The sequence below is a fragment of the Nocardia sp. NPDC059229 genome, from assembly GCF_042754165.1.
GTDB lineage: Bacteria > Actinomycetota > Actinomycetes > Mycobacteriales > Mycobacteriaceae > Nocardia.
In genome coordinates this window covers 223909-242733 of the sequence record NZ_JBHZAK010000003.1, presented here as the reverse complement: position 1 = coordinate 242733, position 18825 = coordinate 223909, and the positions used below count along the sequence as shown (strand labels likewise).

The following is an 18825-nucleotide window of genomic DNA, read 5'->3' as shown; positions in this document are numbered from 1 at the left end:
GTGAAGCGTCTCATTGCTCGCCGTGGTTGCGGCAGAACAGTTCTCGGTGCGGTGTCCTTCGTCGTCGTGGCCGCCGTGACCGCGCCCGCCCTGGCCGGATGCGCCAGCGAGGTGTCCGGTACCGCGGCCGCCGCGGAGGTCGACGTCCGGGAACTCCCGGTCGGCAACTACCCGACCGACCCGCTCGACGTTCGGATGACCTACCGCCACAGCAGTGGCGAGGGATATGCGATGGCCATCGCGCGCCTCGCCGACAACATGGTAATCGGAGCGGACGTCGACCCGTCGTTCAGCCACAATCTGCTGTCCAAGTCGCTCACCTCGGCATCCAGCACCTATGCCATACTGGCCGACCCGGTTCGAACGGTGCTGGACGCCGGCAACATGGTCTACGGCTACTCCACCGCCTCCAGCACCAAACCGCTGGACAAGTCCAGCGGTTTCAGCCTCTCCGGGAACTTCCAGCCCTTCGGCGGCGCGGACGTCGATCCCACCGCCAGTTCGTTCAACCTGACCGTGATCCAGTTCCCCGACCAGCAGAGCGCCCAGACGGCCGGACGGGACATGGAGGCCGCCGACTTCGACGTGGCCCCCGACCAGAACGTCCGCGTCACCCTCACCGGGAACCCCGCCGCCATCGCCCATTGGCGGCCCGGCGTCCCATCGCTGGCGGCCGTCTTGACCGACGGCCCGTACGTGGTCGACCTTTTCGTCCAACAACCCACCGCCGACCTCGACGGCCTGCGCGGCCTCGCCGGCAAGATCCTCGCCGCCCAACTGCCGATGCTCGACCGCGCGCCCGCACTGTCGGCCAAGGACATCTACCGCCTGGATTACGACCCCGACGACATGCTCCGACGCACCCTGCACCCCAGCTCGTTGATCAACCCCAACCCGGACACCGAGATCACCCACACCGCCCGCGGCTACCTGCACTACGTCGACGACCAGACAACCTGGAAACCCTTGCTGGACAACAACGGCGTCGACCGCGTCTCGGAGGCCGACAAGGGCAGCCTCCTCTTCCGCGCCCGCGACCCCAAGTCCGCCGCCGCCCTTTGGACCGCCATCACCGCCCTCACCCCCGCCCCCGCCGAGGCCCCCGCCAAGGTCCCCGACGTCGCCTGCGCCGACAACCACGACGCCGCCGCCAACAACTCCGACAAGGACTACGACGCCTGGAACGTCGATGACAAGTACATCTGCACCGTGCGCTACGACCGCTACGTCGCCCGCGTCGCAAGCAACCAGCTGATCGACGCCCAACAGAAGGCGGCAGCACAGTACGCCCTGCTAGCGAACAGTCAGTACCTGTGAGATGCCACCCAGCCGATTGACAGGGTGCGCCGCACATCCATCCCTCCCAGTACACTCTGCACACCAGAAGCAATGTGTCACTGGCTATTCGGTTTCGGCGGGGGGAATGCTTGACATGCGTCATGGCTATGGCCGACTATGGTCGGCCCGCATCGGGGTGCGCGCGGCAGCGACGGCGCTGCTCGCGGTTTCAGTGTTGGTGAGCGCCGGATGCGGGTCGGAATCACATGCGGCCGAAGAGAAGACGGCCGATCTGACCAAGCTCGACACCGGCAGCTACCCGACGAAACCGCAGGACGCGACCACCTCGGATCCCGCCAAGCGAGCCCGCATCCTCGAGGCTGTACGGCTCGGCAACCTTCTTCCTCTCGCCTCTGAGATTGATCCGGCCCTTACACACAACGGGTCCGGTGCAAACGTATTCACCGGGCCGAACTCGTTCGGCGGCTATCTCAACATCGATCATTTCGCTGATGACACATCGGGATTCGTTGCCGGCTTCGCTACCAGCGGACGTCCTTCGGAAGATGTCTTCGTCGGATATACGCTGACAAATGCCGTCATGATCTTCGACAGTGACAGTGCAGCCGCAGCCGCGGCGACTGCCCTCGCACGGAGCGGCATGACGCTGGAGTTGCCGAACACTACGGCTGATCCTGTGCAATCGAGCCAACATCCAACCGCCCAAATGATCTGGGCTCCTGCCGAACAGCGGCTGGCCTCTTGGTATCCCACCGGGAAGTTCGTCGTTTTCACCATGATCAATGAGATCGAGAACGCCGTCGTCCAGAACGATCTCCACATCGCGCCCGAACTCGCACCACTTGCGGTTGCCGACAAGACCATCGACGTCACCACTGATCGGTTGAAGAGCTTCCAGCCGACACCGCCGGACAAACTCGCCGAGCTTCCACCCGACCCCGACGGCATGCTCAGACTGAGCCTGCCACGACCGGCGGGCGATCAGACGGCTGATGCGTTTACCGGGACGCTCGACCAGCACGGGACGCTCCACATTGTGGGCGATACAGCCGTGTACAAGGCACTATTCGAGAAAACGGGGATGGATCGCGCTGGTTACGGTGCGGGAATCCTGGTTCGCACCAGGGACGCGGCCTCGGCCGAGACCTTTCTCGACACCACATCCACTTCGCGGTTCAAGCATCGGATAGAGCCGCCGACCGGACTTCCTGCTGCGCGCTGCGTGAAGTATCACGGCCCCGACGACAACGCGGCGCCATTCACTTGCTATGTGACATACGGGCGGTATGTCGCAACGGTGTGGTCTCAGCAACAACAGGATGTGTACCAACGGATTTCCGCGCAGTACGCCATCCTGGCGAACAACAAATAGGGGGGCTTGTGAAGAGGCTGGTCGCTCACCGTTTCGCTGGTAGAGCAGTCGTCGGAACGATCGCCGTCCTTCTAGGCGTGGCATCACTCTCGGGATGCGGGAGCCAGACATCCGGGAGCCCGACCGCAGGCGAGGTCGATGTACGACAACTCGCTGTCGGCAACTATCCGACCGACCCACTCGATGTCCGCATGTCTTACCAGCACAGTGGTGCCAGCGGGAAGAAAATCGCCCTGGCACGGCTGGCTGACAATGTCGCCATCGGCGCCGACGTCGACGTGAAGTTCAGCCACAACGTTCTGGCGCTGTCATTGGACTCGACCAATGCGACGCTGAATTCGGTGCTGGCCGGTGCGGTGCAGCCCGTATTGGAAAGCAACGGCTTCATTTTCGGCTTCTCGGCAGCCGCGAGTACCCGCGAGCTGTCCGCATCACGCCTGCGCGATCATTCGGGCAACTTCAATCCATTCAACGGTGCCGCGGGTGATCCGGAAGCAACCGCCTTCAATGTCACTGTGCTGCAGTTCCCGGACCAGCAACGTGCACAGGCCGCCGCCGATCAAATGGAGGCCGCCGACTTCGCGGTCGCGGCAGATCAGAACGTTCGCGTCACGCTCGCCAAACAGCCCAACGCAAAGGCCCATTGGCGACCGGGCGTCCCGTCGATGGCTGCCACGATGGCGTACCGGCAGTACGTCATGAATGTCTATGTGGCACAGCCCAAGCCTGATCTCGATGCGCTTCGTGGACTCGCCGAGCAGGTCTTCGCGGTGCAGCTGTCACTGCTCGAACGGGCACCCGCATTGTCGCCACATGAGATATTCCGACTCGACTACGACCCTGACGCCATGCAACGTCGGACGCTGCATCCCAAGGGATGGCTCAACCCCCACCCTATCGACGAAGCGACCCACACCCCGCGAGGTTATCTCCACTACGCCGACGACCAGGTGGCCTGGAAACAACTGCTCGACGACAACGGCGTCGACCGCATATCGACCGCGAGCAGCGGTGGCTTGCTATTCCGCGCTCGTGATGCCGAGTCCGCTGCCAAGCTGTGGTCCGGAATCAACAGCGCGGCAGGTGCTAACGCCGAAGCACCCGCCAAGGTGCCCGACGTCTCCTGCACCGCGAAACCCGGAGACGAATCCGGAGCTTCATGGTGGGCCTCCAGCGTCGCGGGAACCAGCACCGCCTACGTCTGCACCCTGCACTACGACCGCTACGTTGCCCGCGTGGCCGGACCCCAATTGGTCGACGTGCAGCAGCGGGCCGCAGCACAGTACGCCCTGCTGGCAAATGCTCAGTACATGTGAGGAATTGGGATGAACATCGGACCGGGCACCATCATCCGCGGCTACCGCGTCGAGCGCGTCCTCGGCGCGGGAGGCATGGGCACGGTGTATCTGGCCAAGCATCCGGAACTGCCGCGCTGGGACGCGCTGAAGGTCCTCAGTCCGCAGTTCAGCGCGGATCCGGAGTACCGGGCACGGTTCGAACGCGAAGCGAATCTCGCCGCGGCCCTGGATCACCCCAATATCGTCTCGATCTACAACCGCGGCGAGGACAACGGTCAGCTTTGGATCGCGATGCAGTATGTCGACGGCATCGACGCGGCGGCCGCTGCCGAAAGGAATCCGCAGTCGATCACGCCTTGGCGCGCGTTGCATATTGCTACCGAGGTGGGGCGTGGCCTCGATCACGCACATCGCCGAGGCCTGCTGCACCGGGACGTGAAGCCCGCCAATTTCCTGTTGTCAATGGGCGACAACGGTGAAGAAAGGGTGCTGCTCACCGACTTCGGCGTCGCCAAGTCCACCGAGGATACCAACGAACTCACCCAGGCCGGTGCCTTCGTGGCCACGATCGCCTATGCCTCACCCGAGCAGCTTAGCGGGCAGCGACTCGATCATCGTGCCGACATCTACAGCCTGGCCTGTTCGTACTTCCGACTGTTGACAGGTCAGAATCCCTACCCGGGAACGCAACCGGCCGTGGTCATGATGGGTCACCTCAACGAGCCGCCGCCGCGGATCAGCGCGGTCGATCCCAGTCTTCCCGCAGCTGTGGACGAAGTGATCGCGGTCGCGATGGCAAAGGACCCCACCGAACGATTCGATACCTGCCACGAATTCACGACTGCCCTGAAATCCGCTCTCGAGTACGGAGTTTCCGGCCTGTCCATGACGACAGTGCCTCACAATCGGTCCACCGTGGCCAGTGAGCCTCCGCCGTCAGTATCCGAGGTCACGCCGAGATCCATGGCCCGTAAACGGCCCTGGCTCATAGGCGGAGTCGCCGCCGCTACCGTCATCGCAGTGGCCGCAGGGGTGGGCGTCTGGGCGACGCAGCACGATTCCGCCGCATCAGCGCCCGGGAGCCCGATAGCCGATGCCCGCGCACAGAATCCAGCCTTCAACGGAAAAACCATTGTGGTGCTGGATATTTCAGGCGTAAGTGGCCACTCCGCGACCATGGATGTCCAGTTGAAGCCCGGGCCTCAATCGAGGTTCCTCGAGGATTTGGGCTTCAATTACAACCCCAACTTTCTTCGCAGCGGCGATGAGCCGAACCCCCGGGCGATCACATCGGGGTCGAGTACGCAGTTCGACGCGATGCAGCCCATCAATTCCGGCTATCTCGTCGCCGTCCGCAGCGATACCGATGCCGGCGGCGGCGGGTTGGTGAACCTGCCGTCGGCCGTCACGGGTAGCAAGGCTTCCGTCATCGTCCTCGACGACCCGTCCGCAGTTGCCGCGATTCGTCAATGGTCGGACAACTCCGAACAGGTCCTCCTCGACAAGCTGCTGCCGATCCTGCGCAAGAACGTCAGGTAATTCGGTGTCGGCCGCTGCTGCCGAACCGTGACTACTGGGTCGGCAGCGTGTCCCAACTCTTCAGCGCATCCTGCTTGGCCAGGGTGGGACCGGGGACCAGCTGGCCGATGATCTCCCACGGGGCCAAATGCGGGGTGCTGCCGAGTCCGAGGGTCTGCGCGGTCGCCAGATCCGGGATGCCGTAGCGGATTCCATTGTCAGCTATGTAGAACAGATTCTCGCGCCGCTGGCTGCCCGGTTCGATGCCCGTGGTACGAACGAACTCACCGGTGGTCGGCGGCACGTAGACGGCATCGACACGATCGCCGTTAGCTCCGTCTTTGGTGGCCAGCTCGACCGGCTTCTGCGAATCGGGGAGCGGAAGTCGGGTGCCGAGAAGCAATTGGACGGTCGCTCGGTCCGAAGGTCCTTCGGTAGCATCCGCCTGTTCCTTGCCGAGGCCGCTCTTCTTCGCCCAGGTGACGCAGGCTACCGGGTTGTCCTCCGCGGTAACGATCTTCGGCGTGGAGTTGGGGAAGTCGTCGACCGGCAGCGAATGAACGACCGGGATTCCGCTGATCACATCGGGTGTCACGGATTTGAAGCCGTTCATGCCCTGTGAGTTGTCGGAGCCGATGACCTGCGCGGTGAACGTGGAGATCCGCTGCACACCGTCCGCGAGCACAACATAGAGGTCGGATCGGTCAGAACCATCCAGAGCCGCGACCTTGATGATGCCGCCGACCGGCACAGTGCTCAGTTTGCCCATACCGTTCTCGCCAGTGCGAGGAATGGTGGGCGGGACCAGCGGAGGAACCTTGACGGCCGCACCGATCAGATCGGTCGTCGCAGGCCGAGGCCGCTTGCCACTCAAGCCGAGCGCTTGTGCGATCGAATCCTTGTTCCGATCGAATTCTGCGACCTTACCGTCGTAGACCAGATAGTCCTTGCCACCCTTGCTCGCCCAGACAGCCGTGCTCGAATCGGCGGCCTTGATCCGATCACTGAGCTCCAGGCTTCCGGAGATGACGGTGGTCTCCGCACCGGAGGAGGAGGCTGCCCCACCTGAGGCCGACAGTGGCACCCTGTCACACAACGTCCACTGGGACTTTTCGCCCTGTTCCGTGCCCGGCAAAGCTGCGGGCACACCCGGAATTCCGAGGATCGGGCCACGCGGTGCCGTGTTGAGCTTGCTGTCCTTGACCGACTTCGGGGTTTCACCTGTTCCCGAAATCAACCGTGCCGAAGCGAGATTCAAGGTCGGGTACAGGGTGATCTTGTTCTTGTCGTCTTTGTCCCGCATTACGACATAGAGTGCGCCGCTGTCCTTGCCCATCACGATGTTCGCATCCCCGATGGAGCCCTGGGGACGAATGAACGCCATGATCGCCGCGCCCGCGACCACCAGCACCGCGAGAACCGCTCCGACCATTAATGATCGGAACTGCGACCGCATCGGGTCGTGCAGCATCCGCACATCGCGGCGCACCAACGCGTGATCGAGTCGGCGCAGCAGGAAGCGGTACCCATTGACCTGGGCACGGGTGCTCAATTGGGCTGGCACTGACCAAATCCTTCGTCGAACCGGGAACTAAGGGCACGTAGACTACTGGGTGTCAGCCGACGACAGCGCACCCCTCCTGATCGGAGGCGTGCGCTGTCGTGAGCGGCACCGACGTCCTCGCTAGGCGAAGGACTGGCCGACCTTGCTGTCCGCCGCGAGGGCGTTGTTCAGCGCATTCTCGACCGCAGTGGCAACGGCATCCAGCGTCGACAGGCACTTGTCGGCGTAGGCGTTGTCCCAGTGGGACTTCGCGGCAACAACCGCCTCCAGCGCGCCGTTCTCCGCGCCGCTGGCCGGGTTCGACCACGCCTGCTTCAGTCGCTCGCAAGCCTGGCCGAGGTCGCTCGAGGTATCGATGGCCGACGTGCCGTCACCGGCAACAGCGACCAGGTCCTTGTGAAACTGCCGAAGATCCGCCACGAGGGTGGTCATTCCAGCCTTGTCGTAAAGCATGGTGGGTTCCTTTCCAAGTATCCGAAAGTTGAAATGGCCAGCGTCGGCTAGCCGAGGTTCGTGAGGGCCTTCGCGAACTCGTCCTTGTTGGCGATGTCCGTGTGCGAGAACACGTCCGTACCCTGGCCGACCTTGTCCTGGAATTCATCCATGGCCGCGTTCAGCTTCTGGGACTCGTCATCCCAAGCCACCGCGGCGGCATTGAACGCGTCGGCCGCGTCACCCGCGAAGCTGCCCTTGGACGAGTCCACCCGGTCGGTGATCTTCTTCAGGATGTCCTTGATCGAGGCGACTACGTCCGCCATGTGGCTCTGGGCCGCCTTGGCCATTTCCGCATCATTTGCAACCATCGTCTGTACCTTGCCTTTTCTTGGGAATGGATAGGCGATGCGTTGCGCATCACCGGTTCGGGGTGACTAGCTGTGTGTGGGTCACAGGTGACTCACGACAGCCACCTCCCCCCAGGCAGCGAGTCGATCAAGGTCGAGATCGACTGCGCGATACGGTGATCACTGCCCGGTGTCAGCGTGGACCAGAGTTGCTGGTCCGGGGCGACCCCCGGTGCGGCCACGATGCGGCCCCGTGCGGTGTCGTAGACAGCGACGGCTCCGGGCGATCGGTCTGTGAGGCCGTCGGCGTAGGCGTAGGCCACGATTTCGGCGTAGGCGTGGGTGGCGGACAGGGCGAGGCCGTAGGTGGTGGCGTCGGTGTCGGGGACGCCCAGGTTGTAGACGGTGCTCGCGTAGTCCGCGGAAGTTGCTGCGGTGTCGAGGCGTTCGGCCAGGTCTGCCGATTCGGCGCTGAAGGCGGCCAGGTCGGCGGGCGGGCAGGGGCCGAGGGCGTCGAGGAGGGGGCGGGCGAGGGAGGCGCCGGAGCCGTCGGACCACAGGGGGTGGATGTCGAGGGTGTCGCCGCGGCGGATGGCGACAGCATGGTCTTCGGCGCGGCGGGTGACGCAGACTCGGATGGGGCCATCGGCGGTGTGGACACGCATGGCCAGTTCGCGGTCGGGCTGAGCCAGTACGAAAAGTGCTGTGGCGGTGTTGGTGTCGACATCACCGTGGGCGTCGACTATGCGGCGGGCGCGTAGGTCGGCGCGGGCTAGCTCCTGCGCCTGTTCCCATTCCTGGTACGAATCCTGCTGCGGGCCGATCGATAGCACCAGAGGTAGGGTCTGCACACCTAGGTGTCCAGCGAGTGCGATCACGCCGTCGTTGGTGAGGGTCGTCATGAGGCGACCTTTTGACCGGACTCTTTTGCGCCAGAGGCACTTTCAGATCCAGTACTACCCGCGTTGAACGCGATGTCGACCGGGGCGCGCTGCGTGGCCGGGTCGACATCGCCGAGCACCGCGGGTGCGACCTGCATGCCGGAGGTGAGGCCCAACCCGGCGTCGCTGGTGGGCGCTCCCACGAGTCCGGCGCGCGGGATGTGCTCCTCGTCGTTGTCCTGGCCCGTATTGCCCATGGCGGTGGGCGCCATCGATGTGCCGGCCTGTTGCACCGTAACCGGCTGTGTCACAACACGTTGCGTCGTCGTTTCCTTGGCCTCGACCGTTGTCGCGCGCACCTGGCTCAGCGGCATCGGCGGCAGGTTGAGCGAGTCGAGGGACAGGGTCGGCAGCGAGGTCGGCGCGATCGACGGCGCTTCCGGGGTCTCCACAGGTTCGGCCGGTTGCTCTGTAGGCGTCAGCCCTGCGGTCACCTGTGGTGGCGCCTGGTGTTCCCAGGGTTTGGCCAGCGATTCGGTGGCGGCCTCGTACGTCCGCATCACCCGGGCTGCCTCGGCTTTCGCCTTCTCGGCGTCGGTCTCGGTCGTCGCCAGTCCGCCCAGCAGCGGCAGGCCGGCGGCGAGACCGAGCTGCTGCATCAGCTGCTGGAGGTCTTTGAGCTTCTCGACCTCGTCGACGTCCGGCATGGTCAGTTTCGCGAGTTCATATGCGGCAGCGTGTGATTCCGCCTGTGTGGCGTTACCGGCGGCGGCCGAGGCGGACGCACCGAGCCAGTCCCGCAACGCCTTGATGCGTTCGATGAACGGCCCGCTGTTCTTGGATTCCCAAGCGCTGTCGAGGATTACGAGAATCCGCTCATATTCGACGGCGGCAGCCGCAAAACCCGCGCTCAATCGCGTCCACGCGAGACCGGCCTCGGCGGCGGGTACCGCACCGGCACCCGTCACCAGGTCGCGCGCCAGCTGTTCGGGCGGCCGGGATTCCCAAACCGTCTCGGTGAAGCCGGGTTTCGTCGGTTCCAGCATCGATGAAGGTCTCTCCGCTCAGCCGGCGAAGCCGAGGACGGACTGCTCCTCGACCTGCCCGAAGGTGTCGAACTGACTACGCAGCGTCGAAGCGAGATTGCGCAGTTCGGTGACACCGTCACCGCCGGAGGCCACGAAGGACGCGGCCACGGCGTTGAGCGTCTGCGCGGCGCGCTGTGACACCTCGTCCGCTCCGGCGGGCGCGAAGTCGAGCTTGACCTGCTCGACGCCCAGTCCGTTGGCGATACGGTCGGCGAGCGCGTCCAGCTGGGCCGCGGCGTCGCGCGCGGTCGAGGCGTCGAAGCGCAGACCGTCGAATGCGTTGGTGCTCATGCCAATCCTCCTGTTACCCCTGGCAATTCGGTACCTACATCACAGTGATCTCAGAGTGTGAGCGCCTTGTCCGGCGGCTCTTCGATGGCTTCGATGGCGCCGACCACCGGCAGGACCACACCCTCGATGACACCGACCACCTCGTCGCCGTGCGCACCGGTGACCAGGCCCGAGCGGTCCGAGGTGGACTCTTCATCGGCCGCGCCGGCCCGACCCGCAGCGCCAGCGCCCGAGGTCATCCCCGGCGAGGTGGTGGCGGTAGTGCGGCCGGTCGCCTCGGTGGTGGCCTTGGGAACTCCGGCGCCGGAGGTGACCTCACCCGTCGGAATCCGGCTGGTGCTCGGCGTGTTCGTCGGTGTCGTGGTGGTGGGCACCCCGCCGAACAAGGTGCTGAGCGGACTGCCGCCGCCACCGTCGGTCTTGGTGGTGTCCGGGCTGTCGGTCTTCGCGGCGTCGTCGGTCTTGGTGGTGGTGTCCGTGGGCGTGTTGGTCTTGGTGTTCGTATTGGTATTGGTGTTCGTGTTCGTGTTGGTATTGCTGTTGCTCAGAGCCGAACTGATGTCGCTGGCGCCGGTGGAGACGACCGAAGCACCCTTCTCGACCAGCTTTTCCGCGACCGTCGGCGCGACGCTGGCCATGGGCTGCAGCGCGGTGCCCACCATGTTCACCAGATCCGCGATATTGGATGCGATCGGCGCGCCCGCGATCATGATCTTCGTTCCGGCCGCGGTGATCTCGGCGGTGCTGCCCGCCAGCTCGGCACTGGTCTTGGCCGCGATGGCCGTGCCTTCCGTGATCGCGTCGGTCGCGGTGGCGATCAACCACGGGATGCCGGCGGGAGTCGCCAGCATCGCGATGCCCGCAGTAACTTCCGCGACGAATTTCGCGATGACAGCGCTGATTTCGGCATAGCCCTCGGCGACGATGGCCTCGGCGCTCAGCAGGATCCCGTGCTGCTGAGCCCCCTGCGCGGCCACCTCGACGCTGTTGGCCTCGACCGTCTTACTCTTATCCTGCGCGGCATTGGCGGCATCGCCGGTCCAAGTGTTCATGACGGTGCTGGTCGCCGACTTGCTTTGCGATACAGCGGAAGTCAGCGCACTGATCAGCGAAGTCAGAATGGTCGCCGGGTTGAAACTGCTGTTGCTCAGGCTTCCCGTCCCGAACGACTGCAGCAAACTGACGACCGGCTGGATGAGGCTCGTCACGTCGATCGTCGGCAGCGTGGGCATCTGTATCCCCGACAGATCCGGCAGGCTGATCGACGAAAGTTGTGGCAGCTGAGGCAATCCCAGATTGCTCAATACATCCGTGACCGGAGTATCGAGGTACTGACCGATCGGACTGCTGCGGAGCTCGTCCAGCACGGTCGGATTCGACGGGTTGGTCACAGCACCGTCGATAGGAAGCTCGCCGCCGAGGTCACTTCGTTGGTGCCATAGGCCCCGACAGCCGCGTACGCCGTGGTCGCGGTGTCCGCGTGGACCGCCGCGATCTCCGCTGAGGACAGCAGGTAATTACCCTGCGCGACAGCGAACGCCGCCAGAAACTCCTGCCCGATCAGCCCGAACACCGGCACCGCCTGCGCGAGCGCGGTAGCCACATCGGCTCCGGCTGCTCCCGCGACCTGTGCAGCGATGCCCGCCTTCTGAGTGCCGTACGCCAAGATGGGCGCGAATTCCGCCGCCACATGATCGGCCATGAGTGTCCCTCCCACTACCTATGATCGTGCTCAGACTACAAGTGCGAAAATTCTTGTGCCAGACCGCAAGATGCAAACTCTGGCTCAAAGTTCTGTAAACAAACCGGCCTAGCCGGCCATCTCCTCGTTGAACCGGTCGACGACCTCGGCCCGCCGCTCGAACGCCTTCCGCGCCGCCTGCGCCGCAGTCGACACCACAGCCTGCTCGAACTCGGCCGGCGTCATCCGCGAAACAGCGCTGGTGAACCGCAGATCCTTGAGCGCCCCGTTCCCGTCGACCTCGGCCGTCACGGCCCCGTCCTCGGAAGTCTCCCGCCCCCGAACCGCAGCCATCTGATCAGCCAAATCCTGAAACCTGTACAGCTGCCGCCGAACTTGCTCCTGCAGCTCATCCATAGACGAAACCACGCGCGCCCCCTCTCACACCGTCCTGAGCCAACTCTGCGGCTCAGTATCGTAGTCCTGCTCCTCGACAATCTCTTGTCGAGCTACGTCGGCCTCGGTGGGCAGCCCGGTCCGTGCAAGGCCCTCAGCACCAAGCCCGGCCTCCTCCAACTGCTTCCGCAGCGCGAGGCCGGCTCGATTGGCAGCCTTCTGACACAGCCGCAAGACCTCCCCGGCCAACTGCGACGGATCCCGATGCAGCTCAGCCGATTCGACCTTCAACGCAAGCGGCAACCCCTGATTGGTCGCCCGAACCCGGATCGACCCAAACGTATTGGCAACAACCAGCGAGGCCCAATCCTCCTCGCCAGAACCGGAACTCACCGTCTCCTCGTCATCCATTGCGAACTCCCTCCCAGTTAGCCTGCGTATAGGTACCACACGGCAGCCGCCGCTGCCACCTAGTTACCGATGTGCCAGTGATCCGGGCTCGGTCAGATGCCTCGTTCCTCCTTGATCGCTTGAACGACCGCGGCAACTCGAGCATTGATCATTGAGGTCATGCGGTGCGCATCCGCCGACACCGCAACAAACGGCGGCTCGCCGCCTATCACGTAGCGCCCGTCATCTTCCAGATCGCACCACCGTAGTTGAAATTGAGTGATCCCCCGCGGTCCGAACTTGGAACTCCCCTGGACAACATCGATCGTCCCCACACAAGAAATAGGAGTCTCGAGGAAGCGCTTCCGCCGCAGATTCGCAGAGTCACCGAGGTTGTCACCGACAACCGACCGGCCGTACTCGCGATCCACTGAAGTGTCTCCGCCCACGTCTGTCAGCTCGACATTGCCGAGTCGACCTGGTTCATGCTCGGGAAGCAACTGGGAGACAGCGTCGGCCAACCGCACCGGATCACACTCGGTTACAACGAATCCTCCGCTGTGCAAATAGGTTTCGCCAGGCAACTGTTGTATGACGAAACCTTGGTCGCGTCGACGCAGGCCGAGCAGTCGAACACAGCCTTCTGCCCGACGGGGATCGCGGCCATCGAAGCCACTGACGGCAAGACGCAGGTCGGGATCCTTGATCACCTCGACCACACGATCGAAGGTTCGATCCCACTGCGCCTTCAAACGCTCAGCGATTTCACGTTTTTCACGCAGATAATCAAGGTAGTCCTTGGTCCTGCTGGTATATATAAGAGGAGCCGGAAGTTCTTCTCCGACCACATGTTCCCACAGTACGTCGAACGTGAAATCGTCGAAGCGCCAGGTCGCTGTCATTTCTCAGCCACCGGCCTGACCGCCTCCGGAATTCCCTCGAACACGGTATCCAAATTCTCACCGGACTTAAGGTATTCGGGTCGCTTGTGCTCTTTACCGCCGCCCTGTCCGGCAGCGCCCGCTGAACCCATTGGCATGCCACCCATGCTCGAACCGGAGGATGTGCCGGTACCGGCGCTGGTCCCCGTCGCCAATCCGGCGCGCGACGCAGTCACCGTGTCGGACTTCTGGTCGTCCGTCGTGACGCTGGAGCGCGGGAAGAGACGGGTCTGCGGATTATCCTTTGCTGGAGTCCCATTCGGGCTCGTGCCCGTGGGCGACCCACCCGGTGAAGTGGGGGATCCGCCCGGCGAGTTCGGATCGGCGGGTGTGGCCGGCGTATTCAGCAACGAAGCGAGCTGCTGTTCGAGCTGCTGGGTGGTATCCGTTGTTTTCTGGGTCGTTTGTGAAGATGCCAGAGACTGGACCAATGTCGAAGCTTGCGACGCAAGGGACTCCACCAACTGGGATCCGGTTTGCGCAAGCGTTGTGAGCGCTGAGGTTACCGTCGAGAGAGTGGTGTCCGTCGTGGTCGTCGGATTGTCGGTCTTCGGATTGGCATCCTTGGGATTGGTGTCCTTGGGATCGGTGTCCTTCGGATCCTTAGGGTCGGTCGGTTGGACGTCCGTCGGCGTCGAGGGAGATCCCGGACTTCCGCTAGGAGTATTCACTGGAGTCCCAGCGGGCGCCTTCTTGGAGTCGTCAGGATTTCCATTTCCCTTATCATCCGGCGCGGGGATTTGAGGCTTAGGGGCTCCAACTTCTATATTCGGGCCAGGCAGCGACAACGACGACAACGAGTTATTATAATCAAGCAGGCCTGCAACATAGAACTGCGTAAACCAATCCTGGAAGGTCTTTACCGCAGATTCTAACGCCTTGTTTTTTTCACTGGTGAGACCTTGGCTGCGCTGATGACCGTATCCATTGTCCCAATCCATCAGGAAATATTTGCCGTCATCGGTCTGGTTTCTAAATGGTGGGTGCGGAACCTGAGGCATGCCTTCATGAGTTCTCTTCAGCCAGGAAGCAGTCAATCGGAGCTTCTTTGCGATTTCCCCCGCCTTGTCCGTCAACTGCTTGTTGGATTCCACATAATCGTCGACCATTTTTCGAGCCGCAAATCCGGAATCACCCGTCCACGAATTATCAGTACTATGAATCTTGGTTTTGTAGTCCTCGAAAGCTCTCTCTAGTTCCGTCTTCATCCAATCCCAATGCGATGCGGCGCTAACCGCCGCCGTGCTGAAAATGTTCTGACCCAGGTCATACATCTGTTCCCACGTCAGACTCTTGGGGTTTTCAGGCCTGATCGCCTTTACATTGGGAAGCTTGTAGTCCTCCGAGAAAACGAGCGAACCGAGAGAAATCGACGGGAGGTCATTGTCAAGTTTCCGAGGCGGGACCGACCCGCTTGCGTCTTTCGGCATGCTCACGCCGGGAATGCCGTCGGAAATACGCTTGAAATCATCCTCGTTGTGCGATTCAACTTTGGCGAAGGCTATCGCGGCGGCGTGAAACGTCTCCGCGATGCTCTCAACCGCGGAGATGTGGGCATTGATATTATTCGTCATTTGGGTCCCGAGGTCCTTGAAACCCTGCGTCCACGAGTGCCCCGACTTGAATGGATCCGGCGGTCCCGCAAAATCCCGCAACGTCACAGCGTTGTCGAGAGATCCGTCATTCAGCGACTTCAAAACCGTCCGAAGAGTTCCGGTGAGGTCTGCACATGCGGATAATGCCGTCTGGATGTCCCTGGGATCGAACTTAAACTCCGAAGGGTTACCATTTCCCTTATCCTGCAAATCGTACAATGTTGCCATTGCGACCTCCCCTCTTCCTCAACTGTTGCAGCCTTCATTTAGTGTTCGACAGGTGTTGCGATCATCGCGGAAGGTCCGACAGCAGTGTTCCCGCCAAATCTTCTGCATGCTTGCACAGTTCGCCCTCGTTGGCGCCCTTGGTGTTGTGAACACGCACCTCGAGATGAACGAACCCGAACGAGGTCGGCCATACCACGATGCACAGGGCGTCTGTGCCGCTGTCAGCCATCAGGTACTCTTCGCCGTCGACCGAATTGCCAACTTGAATATGCTTTGGCGCAGGTACTTTTTCATATCCGGGGCTATGTTCGGTGCGCATCAATGCTGTAGCGGACTGATACGGGCGTGAGTCATAGTCAGCAGCAAGGTAGTCCTTCATGTCCCAGTCGCATCTCCGCTGCTTCGGCCCGTCCTCGTGCTCGGACTGCATATCGAAGCCGAATTGTCTTTTCTGCGCCTCGGTCAGCACACATGGAAAGGGCAGTGCCGCAAGGCTCTCCGTAGCGGTGCTGGAGCCCTGCTCTGAGATCGCGCCCGTCTGAGCCCCGCCGCCGGCCCCATTATTTCCGACATTCGCAACGACCACTACGGCTACGACCACAGCCACAGCGACAGCCACACCGGCGATTATGAAGTTGCGCTTCCCCTTCGAGGTCATCCCAATCGGGCCAGTGGGAAGCTTGCCGCTCGGCTGCTGGAAGACCGCACTGAGTGCCTGCTCTGGGAAAAGTTCACTCGGTAGGGCGAGGCCGCGGGTGCCCTGCTCTCGAAGGAACATTCCATCGCCGATTGCGAACAGGTCCTTGACCTGGCTGTACGGGATCGTAGTAGTACCGGTCATCAGAATCAGCTCCAGCGAATCCTGGTGGAAGCGGGCTGATATCGGGGTGCCGGGGGATGTATAGGCCGCGATGCTCGCATTGCGCTTGAGCATCTGGATGCCGGTGGCCAGCAGGCCCATGATAGCCGCGATAGCCACTAGAACGACGTAGGACAGAAGCAGTCCCGAGACGCTCCAGCCGGGCGAGTTGGCCGCGATGAAGATCTCTATGAAGCGGCGGGACATCAGGATCAGCGGAAGCAGAAGCACGAAACCCCAGGTGTATGGGGAGCGCAATCGCGCCAGGGCCAGAACTCGGCTCAAGCGCCGGGTGGTGTCAGCGTCCGACACTACGGTCACTTCCAGTGGTATGCCGGAGATCGCCTCATTCGGCAAAGGCTGTTGCGACTGTTCCATCGATCCCCCCTATCAATCGTGTTCTGCCCGGCACGATAACGCATGTGAAACCACCTGGACCACCCATCGAGGGTCGCTGAACTCGCCACTGCGCTCAGGCCGGATGCGCCACCTGGCCGCGGTCGCCTAGTCTTCTCCGGCGTGTGGCGTCACATGGCCAGGGAGGAGCACTCGTGAGTTTTCCACGCCTGCCTGATGAATCGCAGACGGTGGTGCGCCCGCCTCGCGAATTGGAGACGGAGATCACCGCTGAGCTGACACGGTTGCTCGCACCGACCTGGAAACGGCTGGATGCGGCGTTCGCGTTCACTGTGAGTGACGAAGCGGCGCAGCTCATTCTGTCCGACGATGAGCGGGCGGTTCCCGCGCGGCCGTCGGCACGGGTGGTCGAGCTGTTGCGGGAGCATCGTCATCGGTCCGCGGGTGCCGGCGATGGACCGTGGTGGCGGTTTTCGGTGTCGCTGACGAACACCGAGGCAACTGTCGACTACGACTACGGCGCCGAACCTTTCCCCGATGATCACCTCTTTCCTGCCGCCGCGTATCGAGCGGATCTGCAGACATATCCCCGCAGAACCCTCCCTGTGTGGCTCGCCGCTTACGTCGGGCATCGAGGCCGCCAGGTTCGGACACCGAAAATGGCTGTTGCTCAGGCACAAGCGGACCTTGCCGCTGGCGTCACCGCGAACTCCACAGTGACAGCGTTACCGCCCTTCCCACTGATGTGGGCTCGCTGGGCCGCGATCTCCGCCGCGTTCGTGGCGGCGAACTCTCAGTGGGGACCGCGAATCGCGCCGGCGGTGGGCTGGTTCGAAGGATCCAAACGCAGCGGTGCGACGCTGCACCGGCTGCCTGGAGGCCGGGCGGTCTTATCCGGCGGAGTGTGGAACGCTGCGGAATTGGATGCCGTGTACAACCACGGTGCCGCGATGCCGCTTCTCTATCGGGGGGCTCCCGACTGGGTAGCCGATCCAGTCCTGAGTCCGCGGGCGGCCAATGGTTTGCTGTCGTTCTGCTATTGGTGGGACGGAAATACCTGGTACCAAGGCGAATCACCGGATCCGACGGCCGTCGGCGTAGCTCTGCCCGGCATCTGGACCAGCAAGATCACCGCCGAGATGATCGCGCAAGCACTCGGTACCACTGGCAACGGGGACATTTCGAATCTGGTATCGGCGGCCGAGACCTACCAGGTGACGCGGCCACTACTGATGCGTGGGCTCGGCGATGACGCATTCGAGACACATGACGCCTATTACCAGCTGGTGCTCGCCGGGATCGCGAGTTCGGTTGCAGCACAGCCCGACTGACCACACTTCACCATCGGGTCGCTCGCCCGAGCCGTATATGATCATCAGAGCATTGGTCGGTACCAGTACATCGGGGGGTTGGCATGACTGCGGACAAGGTCAAGGTCGAGGTGGCCGGAATGCGTTCGACCGCAGACGGGCTCGATGGCGTATCCACACAGATCGATGCGATCCTGGCCGCTGTCGACGCCGCCTCGAAAGCCCATGACGGATGCTGGGGTGAAGACGAATACGGCAGACCGTTCGCCGATGGGGACAGTGGCTATATCAAACGATCGGCCAATCTCGAGGATGTCCTGAAATCCAAAGCCAAACGGCTGCGCGAGTATTCGACCGGTCTCAGGGATGGCGCTACGTCCCTGGAGACCACCGAAGCTAACAACGCCGACGCTTTCAAGTACTGAGCGGCATCGACCGGGTATGGCAAACGAGGCGGAGAAATCACGGCTGGCCGAACTGCTCGAGATGGTGCAGGGCGGCTTCGCGTCGGTCGCACGGGCTCAGGAGGAACGTGCGCGCCTGACCGCGACCGCGCAGGCAGGTGGGCGCCGGGTGACCATCACCGTGAATGCCGACGGGGTGGTGATCAAGACCGAATTCAGCGATGACGTCGACGATCTCCCCTTCTCCGAGATCGCGGCCGCAGTGACCACCGCCACCCAGGAGGCGGCGGCCCAGGTGCGGCAGAAGTCGCAGGAGATCATGGCGGCTTTGCAGCGCGACCAGGCGCGTATGCCCGCCATGTCCGAGTTCTTCCCCGCCATGCCCGATATCCAGGCGATGATCCCGACCCCTCCCGAAGTCTCGACCGCGCCTCCCGGATCGCCCGAGCGCGACGCCCCGGACGGATCGGCGCCGCAGTTCACCGATGTCGAGGACTGGGAACACGACGCTCGAGCGCGCAATCGATCGAGCATTTCCGCTCCCGAGTGGTGACACGTGTCGGGGTGGACT

General features: G+C 62.9%; 21 protein-coding genes. 8 read left to right on the top strand and 13 right to left on the bottom strand.

Going from position 1 to position 18825, the window contains the following annotated elements:
• From ACFXHE_RS09960 to ACFXHE_RS09945, 4 genes are all read left to right on the top strand, one after another.
• A complete protein-coding gene (locus tag ACFXHE_RS09960; RefSeq protein WP_379381688.1) occupies positions 1–1317 on the top strand; it encodes a hypothetical protein in 1317 nt (438 codons plus the stop codon).
• Between the two features lie 115 nt (positions 1318–1432).
• Positions 1433–2671, top strand: coding sequence for a hypothetical protein (locus tag ACFXHE_RS09955; RefSeq protein WP_379381686.1), 1239 nt, complete (start codon positions 1433–1435; stop codon positions 2669–2671).
• A gap of 191 nt (positions 2672–2862) precedes the next feature.
• On the top strand, positions 2863–3987 hold the full coding sequence (locus tag ACFXHE_RS09950; protein WP_379381684.1) for a hypothetical protein: 1125 nt from the start codon (positions 2863–2865) through the stop codon (positions 3985–3987).
• 9 nt (positions 3988–3996) lie between these two features.
• Positions 3997–5508 carry a serine/threonine-protein kinase gene (locus tag ACFXHE_RS09945; protein WP_379381682.1) on the top strand — a complete coding sequence of 504 codons (1512 nt, stop codon included), beginning with the start codon at positions 3997–3999 and terminating at the stop codon, positions 5506–5508.
• A gap of 31 nt (positions 5509–5539) precedes the next feature.
• Here ACFXHE_RS09945 and eccB read toward each other — a convergent pair whose 3' ends face one another.
• The 7 genes from eccB to ACFXHE_RS09910 form a co-directional block, all read right to left on the bottom strand.
• Positions 5540–7051 carry a type VII secretion protein EccB gene (gene eccB, locus ACFXHE_RS09940; RefSeq protein ID WP_379381680.1) on the bottom strand — a complete coding sequence of 504 codons (1512 nt, stop codon included), beginning with the start codon at positions 7049–7051 and terminating at the stop codon, positions 5540–5542.
• 120 nt (positions 7052–7171) lie between these two features.
• On the bottom strand, positions 7172–7504 hold the full coding sequence (locus ACFXHE_RS09935; protein ID WP_379381678.1) for a hypothetical protein: 333 nt from the start codon (positions 7502–7504) through the stop codon (positions 7172–7174).
• Between the two features lie 47 nt (positions 7505–7551).
• A complete protein-coding gene (locus tag ACFXHE_RS09930) occupies positions 7552–7854 on the bottom strand; it encodes a WXG100 family type VII secretion target (protein ID WP_379381676.1) in 303 nt (100 codons plus the stop codon).
• Between the two features lie 92 nt (positions 7855–7946).
• Positions 7947–8735 (bottom strand): ESX secretion-associated protein EspG, encoded by a 789-nt coding sequence (locus tag ACFXHE_RS09925; RefSeq protein ID WP_379381674.1) that lies wholly within the window; start codon positions 8733–8735, stop codon positions 7947–7949.
• Positions 8732–9760: a PPE domain-containing protein gene (locus ACFXHE_RS09920; RefSeq protein WP_379381672.1), complete on the bottom strand. Its 1029-nt coding sequence runs from the start codon at positions 9758–9760 to the stop codon at positions 8732–8734. The genes ACFXHE_RS09925 and ACFXHE_RS09920 overlap by 4 nt, the downstream gene beginning before the upstream one ends.
• Before the next feature lie 18 nt (positions 9761–9778).
• Positions 9779–10093 (bottom strand): PE family protein, encoded by a 315-nt coding sequence (locus ACFXHE_RS09915; protein ID WP_379381670.1) that lies wholly within the window; start codon positions 10091–10093, stop codon positions 9779–9781.
• 50 nt (positions 10094–10143) lie between these two features.
• Positions 10144–11145: a hypothetical protein gene (locus ACFXHE_RS09910; RefSeq protein ID WP_379381668.1), complete on the bottom strand. Its 1002-nt coding sequence runs from the start codon at positions 11143–11145 to the stop codon at positions 10144–10146.
• Here ACFXHE_RS09910 and ACFXHE_RS09905 point away from each other — a divergent pair.
• A complete protein-coding gene (locus ACFXHE_RS09905; RefSeq protein ID WP_379381667.1) occupies positions 11144–11377 on the top strand; it encodes a hypothetical protein in 234 nt (77 codons plus the stop codon). The genes ACFXHE_RS09910 and ACFXHE_RS09905 overlap by 2 nt on opposite strands.
• 103 nt (positions 11378–11480) lie before the next feature.
• Here ACFXHE_RS09905 and ACFXHE_RS09900 read toward each other — a convergent pair whose 3' ends face one another.
• The 6 genes from ACFXHE_RS09900 to ACFXHE_RS09875 all read right to left on the bottom strand — a co-directional run bounded on the left by ACFXHE_RS09900 (position 11481) and on the right by ACFXHE_RS09875 (position 16561).
• Positions 11481–11795, bottom strand: coding sequence for a hypothetical protein (locus ACFXHE_RS09900; protein ID WP_364605502.1), 315 nt, complete (start codon positions 11793–11795; stop codon positions 11481–11483).
• A 108-nt stretch (positions 11796–11903) separates the two neighbouring features.
• Positions 11904–12191, bottom strand: a complete 288-nt coding sequence (locus ACFXHE_RS09895; RefSeq protein WP_379381666.1) for a YbaB/EbfC family nucleoid-associated protein — start codon at positions 12189–12191, stop codon at positions 11904–11906.
• Between the two features lie 24 nt (positions 12192–12215).
• Positions 12216–12581 carry a hypothetical protein gene (locus tag ACFXHE_RS09890; protein ID WP_379381664.1) on the bottom strand — a complete coding sequence of 122 codons (366 nt, stop codon included), beginning with the start codon at positions 12579–12581 and terminating at the stop codon, positions 12216–12218.
• Positions 12582–12673: 92 nt separating this feature from the next.
• Positions 12674–13462 (bottom strand): ESX secretion-associated protein EspG, encoded by a 789-nt coding sequence (locus ACFXHE_RS09885; protein WP_379381662.1) that lies wholly within the window; start codon positions 13460–13462, stop codon positions 12674–12676.
• Complete coding sequence (locus ACFXHE_RS09880; RefSeq protein ID WP_379381660.1) at positions 13459–15324, bottom strand: hypothetical protein; 1866 nt, start codon at positions 15322–15324, stop codon at positions 13459–13461. The genes ACFXHE_RS09885 and ACFXHE_RS09880 overlap by 4 nt, the downstream gene beginning before the upstream one ends.
• Positions 15325–15385: 61 nt before the next feature.
• Positions 15386–16561, bottom strand: a complete 1176-nt coding sequence (locus tag ACFXHE_RS09875; protein WP_379381659.1) for a hypothetical protein — start codon at positions 16559–16561, stop codon at positions 15386–15388.
• A gap of 173 nt (positions 16562–16734) precedes the next feature.
• Between ACFXHE_RS09875 and ACFXHE_RS09870 the strand changes: the two genes are divergently transcribed.
• The 3 genes from ACFXHE_RS09870 (at position 16735) to ACFXHE_RS09860 (ending at position 18807) form a co-directional block, all read left to right on the top strand.
• Positions 16735–17871, top strand: a complete 1137-nt coding sequence (locus ACFXHE_RS09870) for a hypothetical protein (RefSeq protein ID WP_379381657.1) — start codon at positions 16735–16737, stop codon at positions 17869–17871.
• A gap of 83 nt (positions 17872–17954) precedes the next feature.
• Positions 17955–18275 (top strand): hypothetical protein, encoded by a 321-nt coding sequence (locus ACFXHE_RS09865; protein WP_379381655.1) that lies wholly within the window; start codon positions 17955–17957, stop codon positions 18273–18275.
• Between the two features lie 16 nt (positions 18276–18291).
• Entirely contained in the window at positions 18292–18807 is a 516-nt protein-coding gene (locus ACFXHE_RS09860) for a YbaB/EbfC family nucleoid-associated protein (RefSeq protein WP_379381653.1), read from the top strand.
• Positions 18808–18825 lie beyond the last annotated feature (18 nt).

Bases quoted from the DNA above. Each gene is read 5' to 3' on its own strand.
- ACFXHE_RS09955 (WP_379381686.1), top strand. From the start codon at position 1,433: ATGCGTCATGGCTATGGCCGACTATGGTCGGCCCGCATCGGGGTGCGC.
- ACFXHE_RS09950 (WP_379381684.1), top strand. From the start codon at position 2,863: ATGTCTTACCAGCACAGTGGTGCCAGCGGGAAGAAAATCGCCCTGGCA.
- ACFXHE_RS09945 (WP_379381682.1), top strand. From the start codon at position 3,997: ATGAACATCGGACCGGGCACCATCATCCGCGGCTACCGCGTCGAGCGC.
- ACFXHE_RS09935 (WP_379381678.1), bottom strand. From the start codon at position 7,504: ATGCTTTACGACAAGGCTGGAATGACCACCCTCGTGGCGGATCTTCGG.
- ACFXHE_RS09930 (WP_379381676.1), bottom strand. From the start codon at position 7,854: ATGGTTGCAAATGATGCGGAAATGGCCAAGGCGGCCCAGAGCCACATG.
- ACFXHE_RS09925 (WP_379381674.1), bottom strand. From the start codon at position 8,735: ATGACGACCCTCACCAACGACGGCGTGATCGCACTCGCTGGACACCTA.
- ACFXHE_RS09920 (WP_379381672.1), bottom strand. From the start codon at position 9,760: ATGCTGGAACCGACGAAACCCGGCTTCACCGAGACGGTTTGGGAATCC.
- ACFXHE_RS09915 (WP_379381670.1), bottom strand. From the start codon at position 10,093: ATGAGCACCAACGCATTCGACGGTCTGCGCTTCGACGCCTCGACCGCG.
- ACFXHE_RS09905 (WP_379381667.1), top strand. From the start codon at position 11,144: ATGACGGTGCTGGTCGCCGACTTGCTTTGCGATACAGCGGAAGTCAGC.
- ACFXHE_RS09910 (WP_379381668.1), bottom strand. From the start codon at position 11,145: ATGAACACTTGGACCGGCGATGCCGCCAATGCCGCGCAGGATAAGAGT.
- ACFXHE_RS09900 (WP_364605502.1), bottom strand. From the start codon at position 11,795: ATGGCCGATCATGTGGCGGCGGAATTCGCGCCCATCTTGGCGTACGGC.
- ACFXHE_RS09895 (WP_379381666.1), bottom strand. From the start codon at position 12,191: ATGGATGAGCTGCAGGAGCAAGTTCGGCGGCAGCTGTACAGGTTTCAG.
- ACFXHE_RS09890 (WP_379381664.1), bottom strand. From the start codon at position 12,581: ATGGATGACGAGGAGACGGTGAGTTCCGGTTCTGGCGAGGAGGATTGG.
- ACFXHE_RS09885 (WP_379381662.1), bottom strand. From the start codon at position 13,462: ATGACAGCGACCTGGCGCTTCGACGATTTCACGTTCGACGTACTGTGG.
- ACFXHE_RS09880 (WP_379381660.1), bottom strand. From the start codon at position 15,324: ATGGCAACATTGTACGATTTGCAGGATAAGGGAAATGGTAACCCTTCG.
- ACFXHE_RS09875 (WP_379381659.1), bottom strand. From the start codon at position 16,561: ATGGAACAGTCGCAACAGCCTTTGCCGAATGAGGCGATCTCCGGCATA.
- ACFXHE_RS09865 (WP_379381655.1), top strand. From the start codon at position 17,955: ATGACTGCGGACAAGGTCAAGGTCGAGGTGGCCGGAATGCGTTCGACC.
- ACFXHE_RS09860 (WP_379381653.1), top strand. From the start codon at position 18,292: ATGGCAAACGAGGCGGAGAAATCACGGCTGGCCGAACTGCTCGAGATG.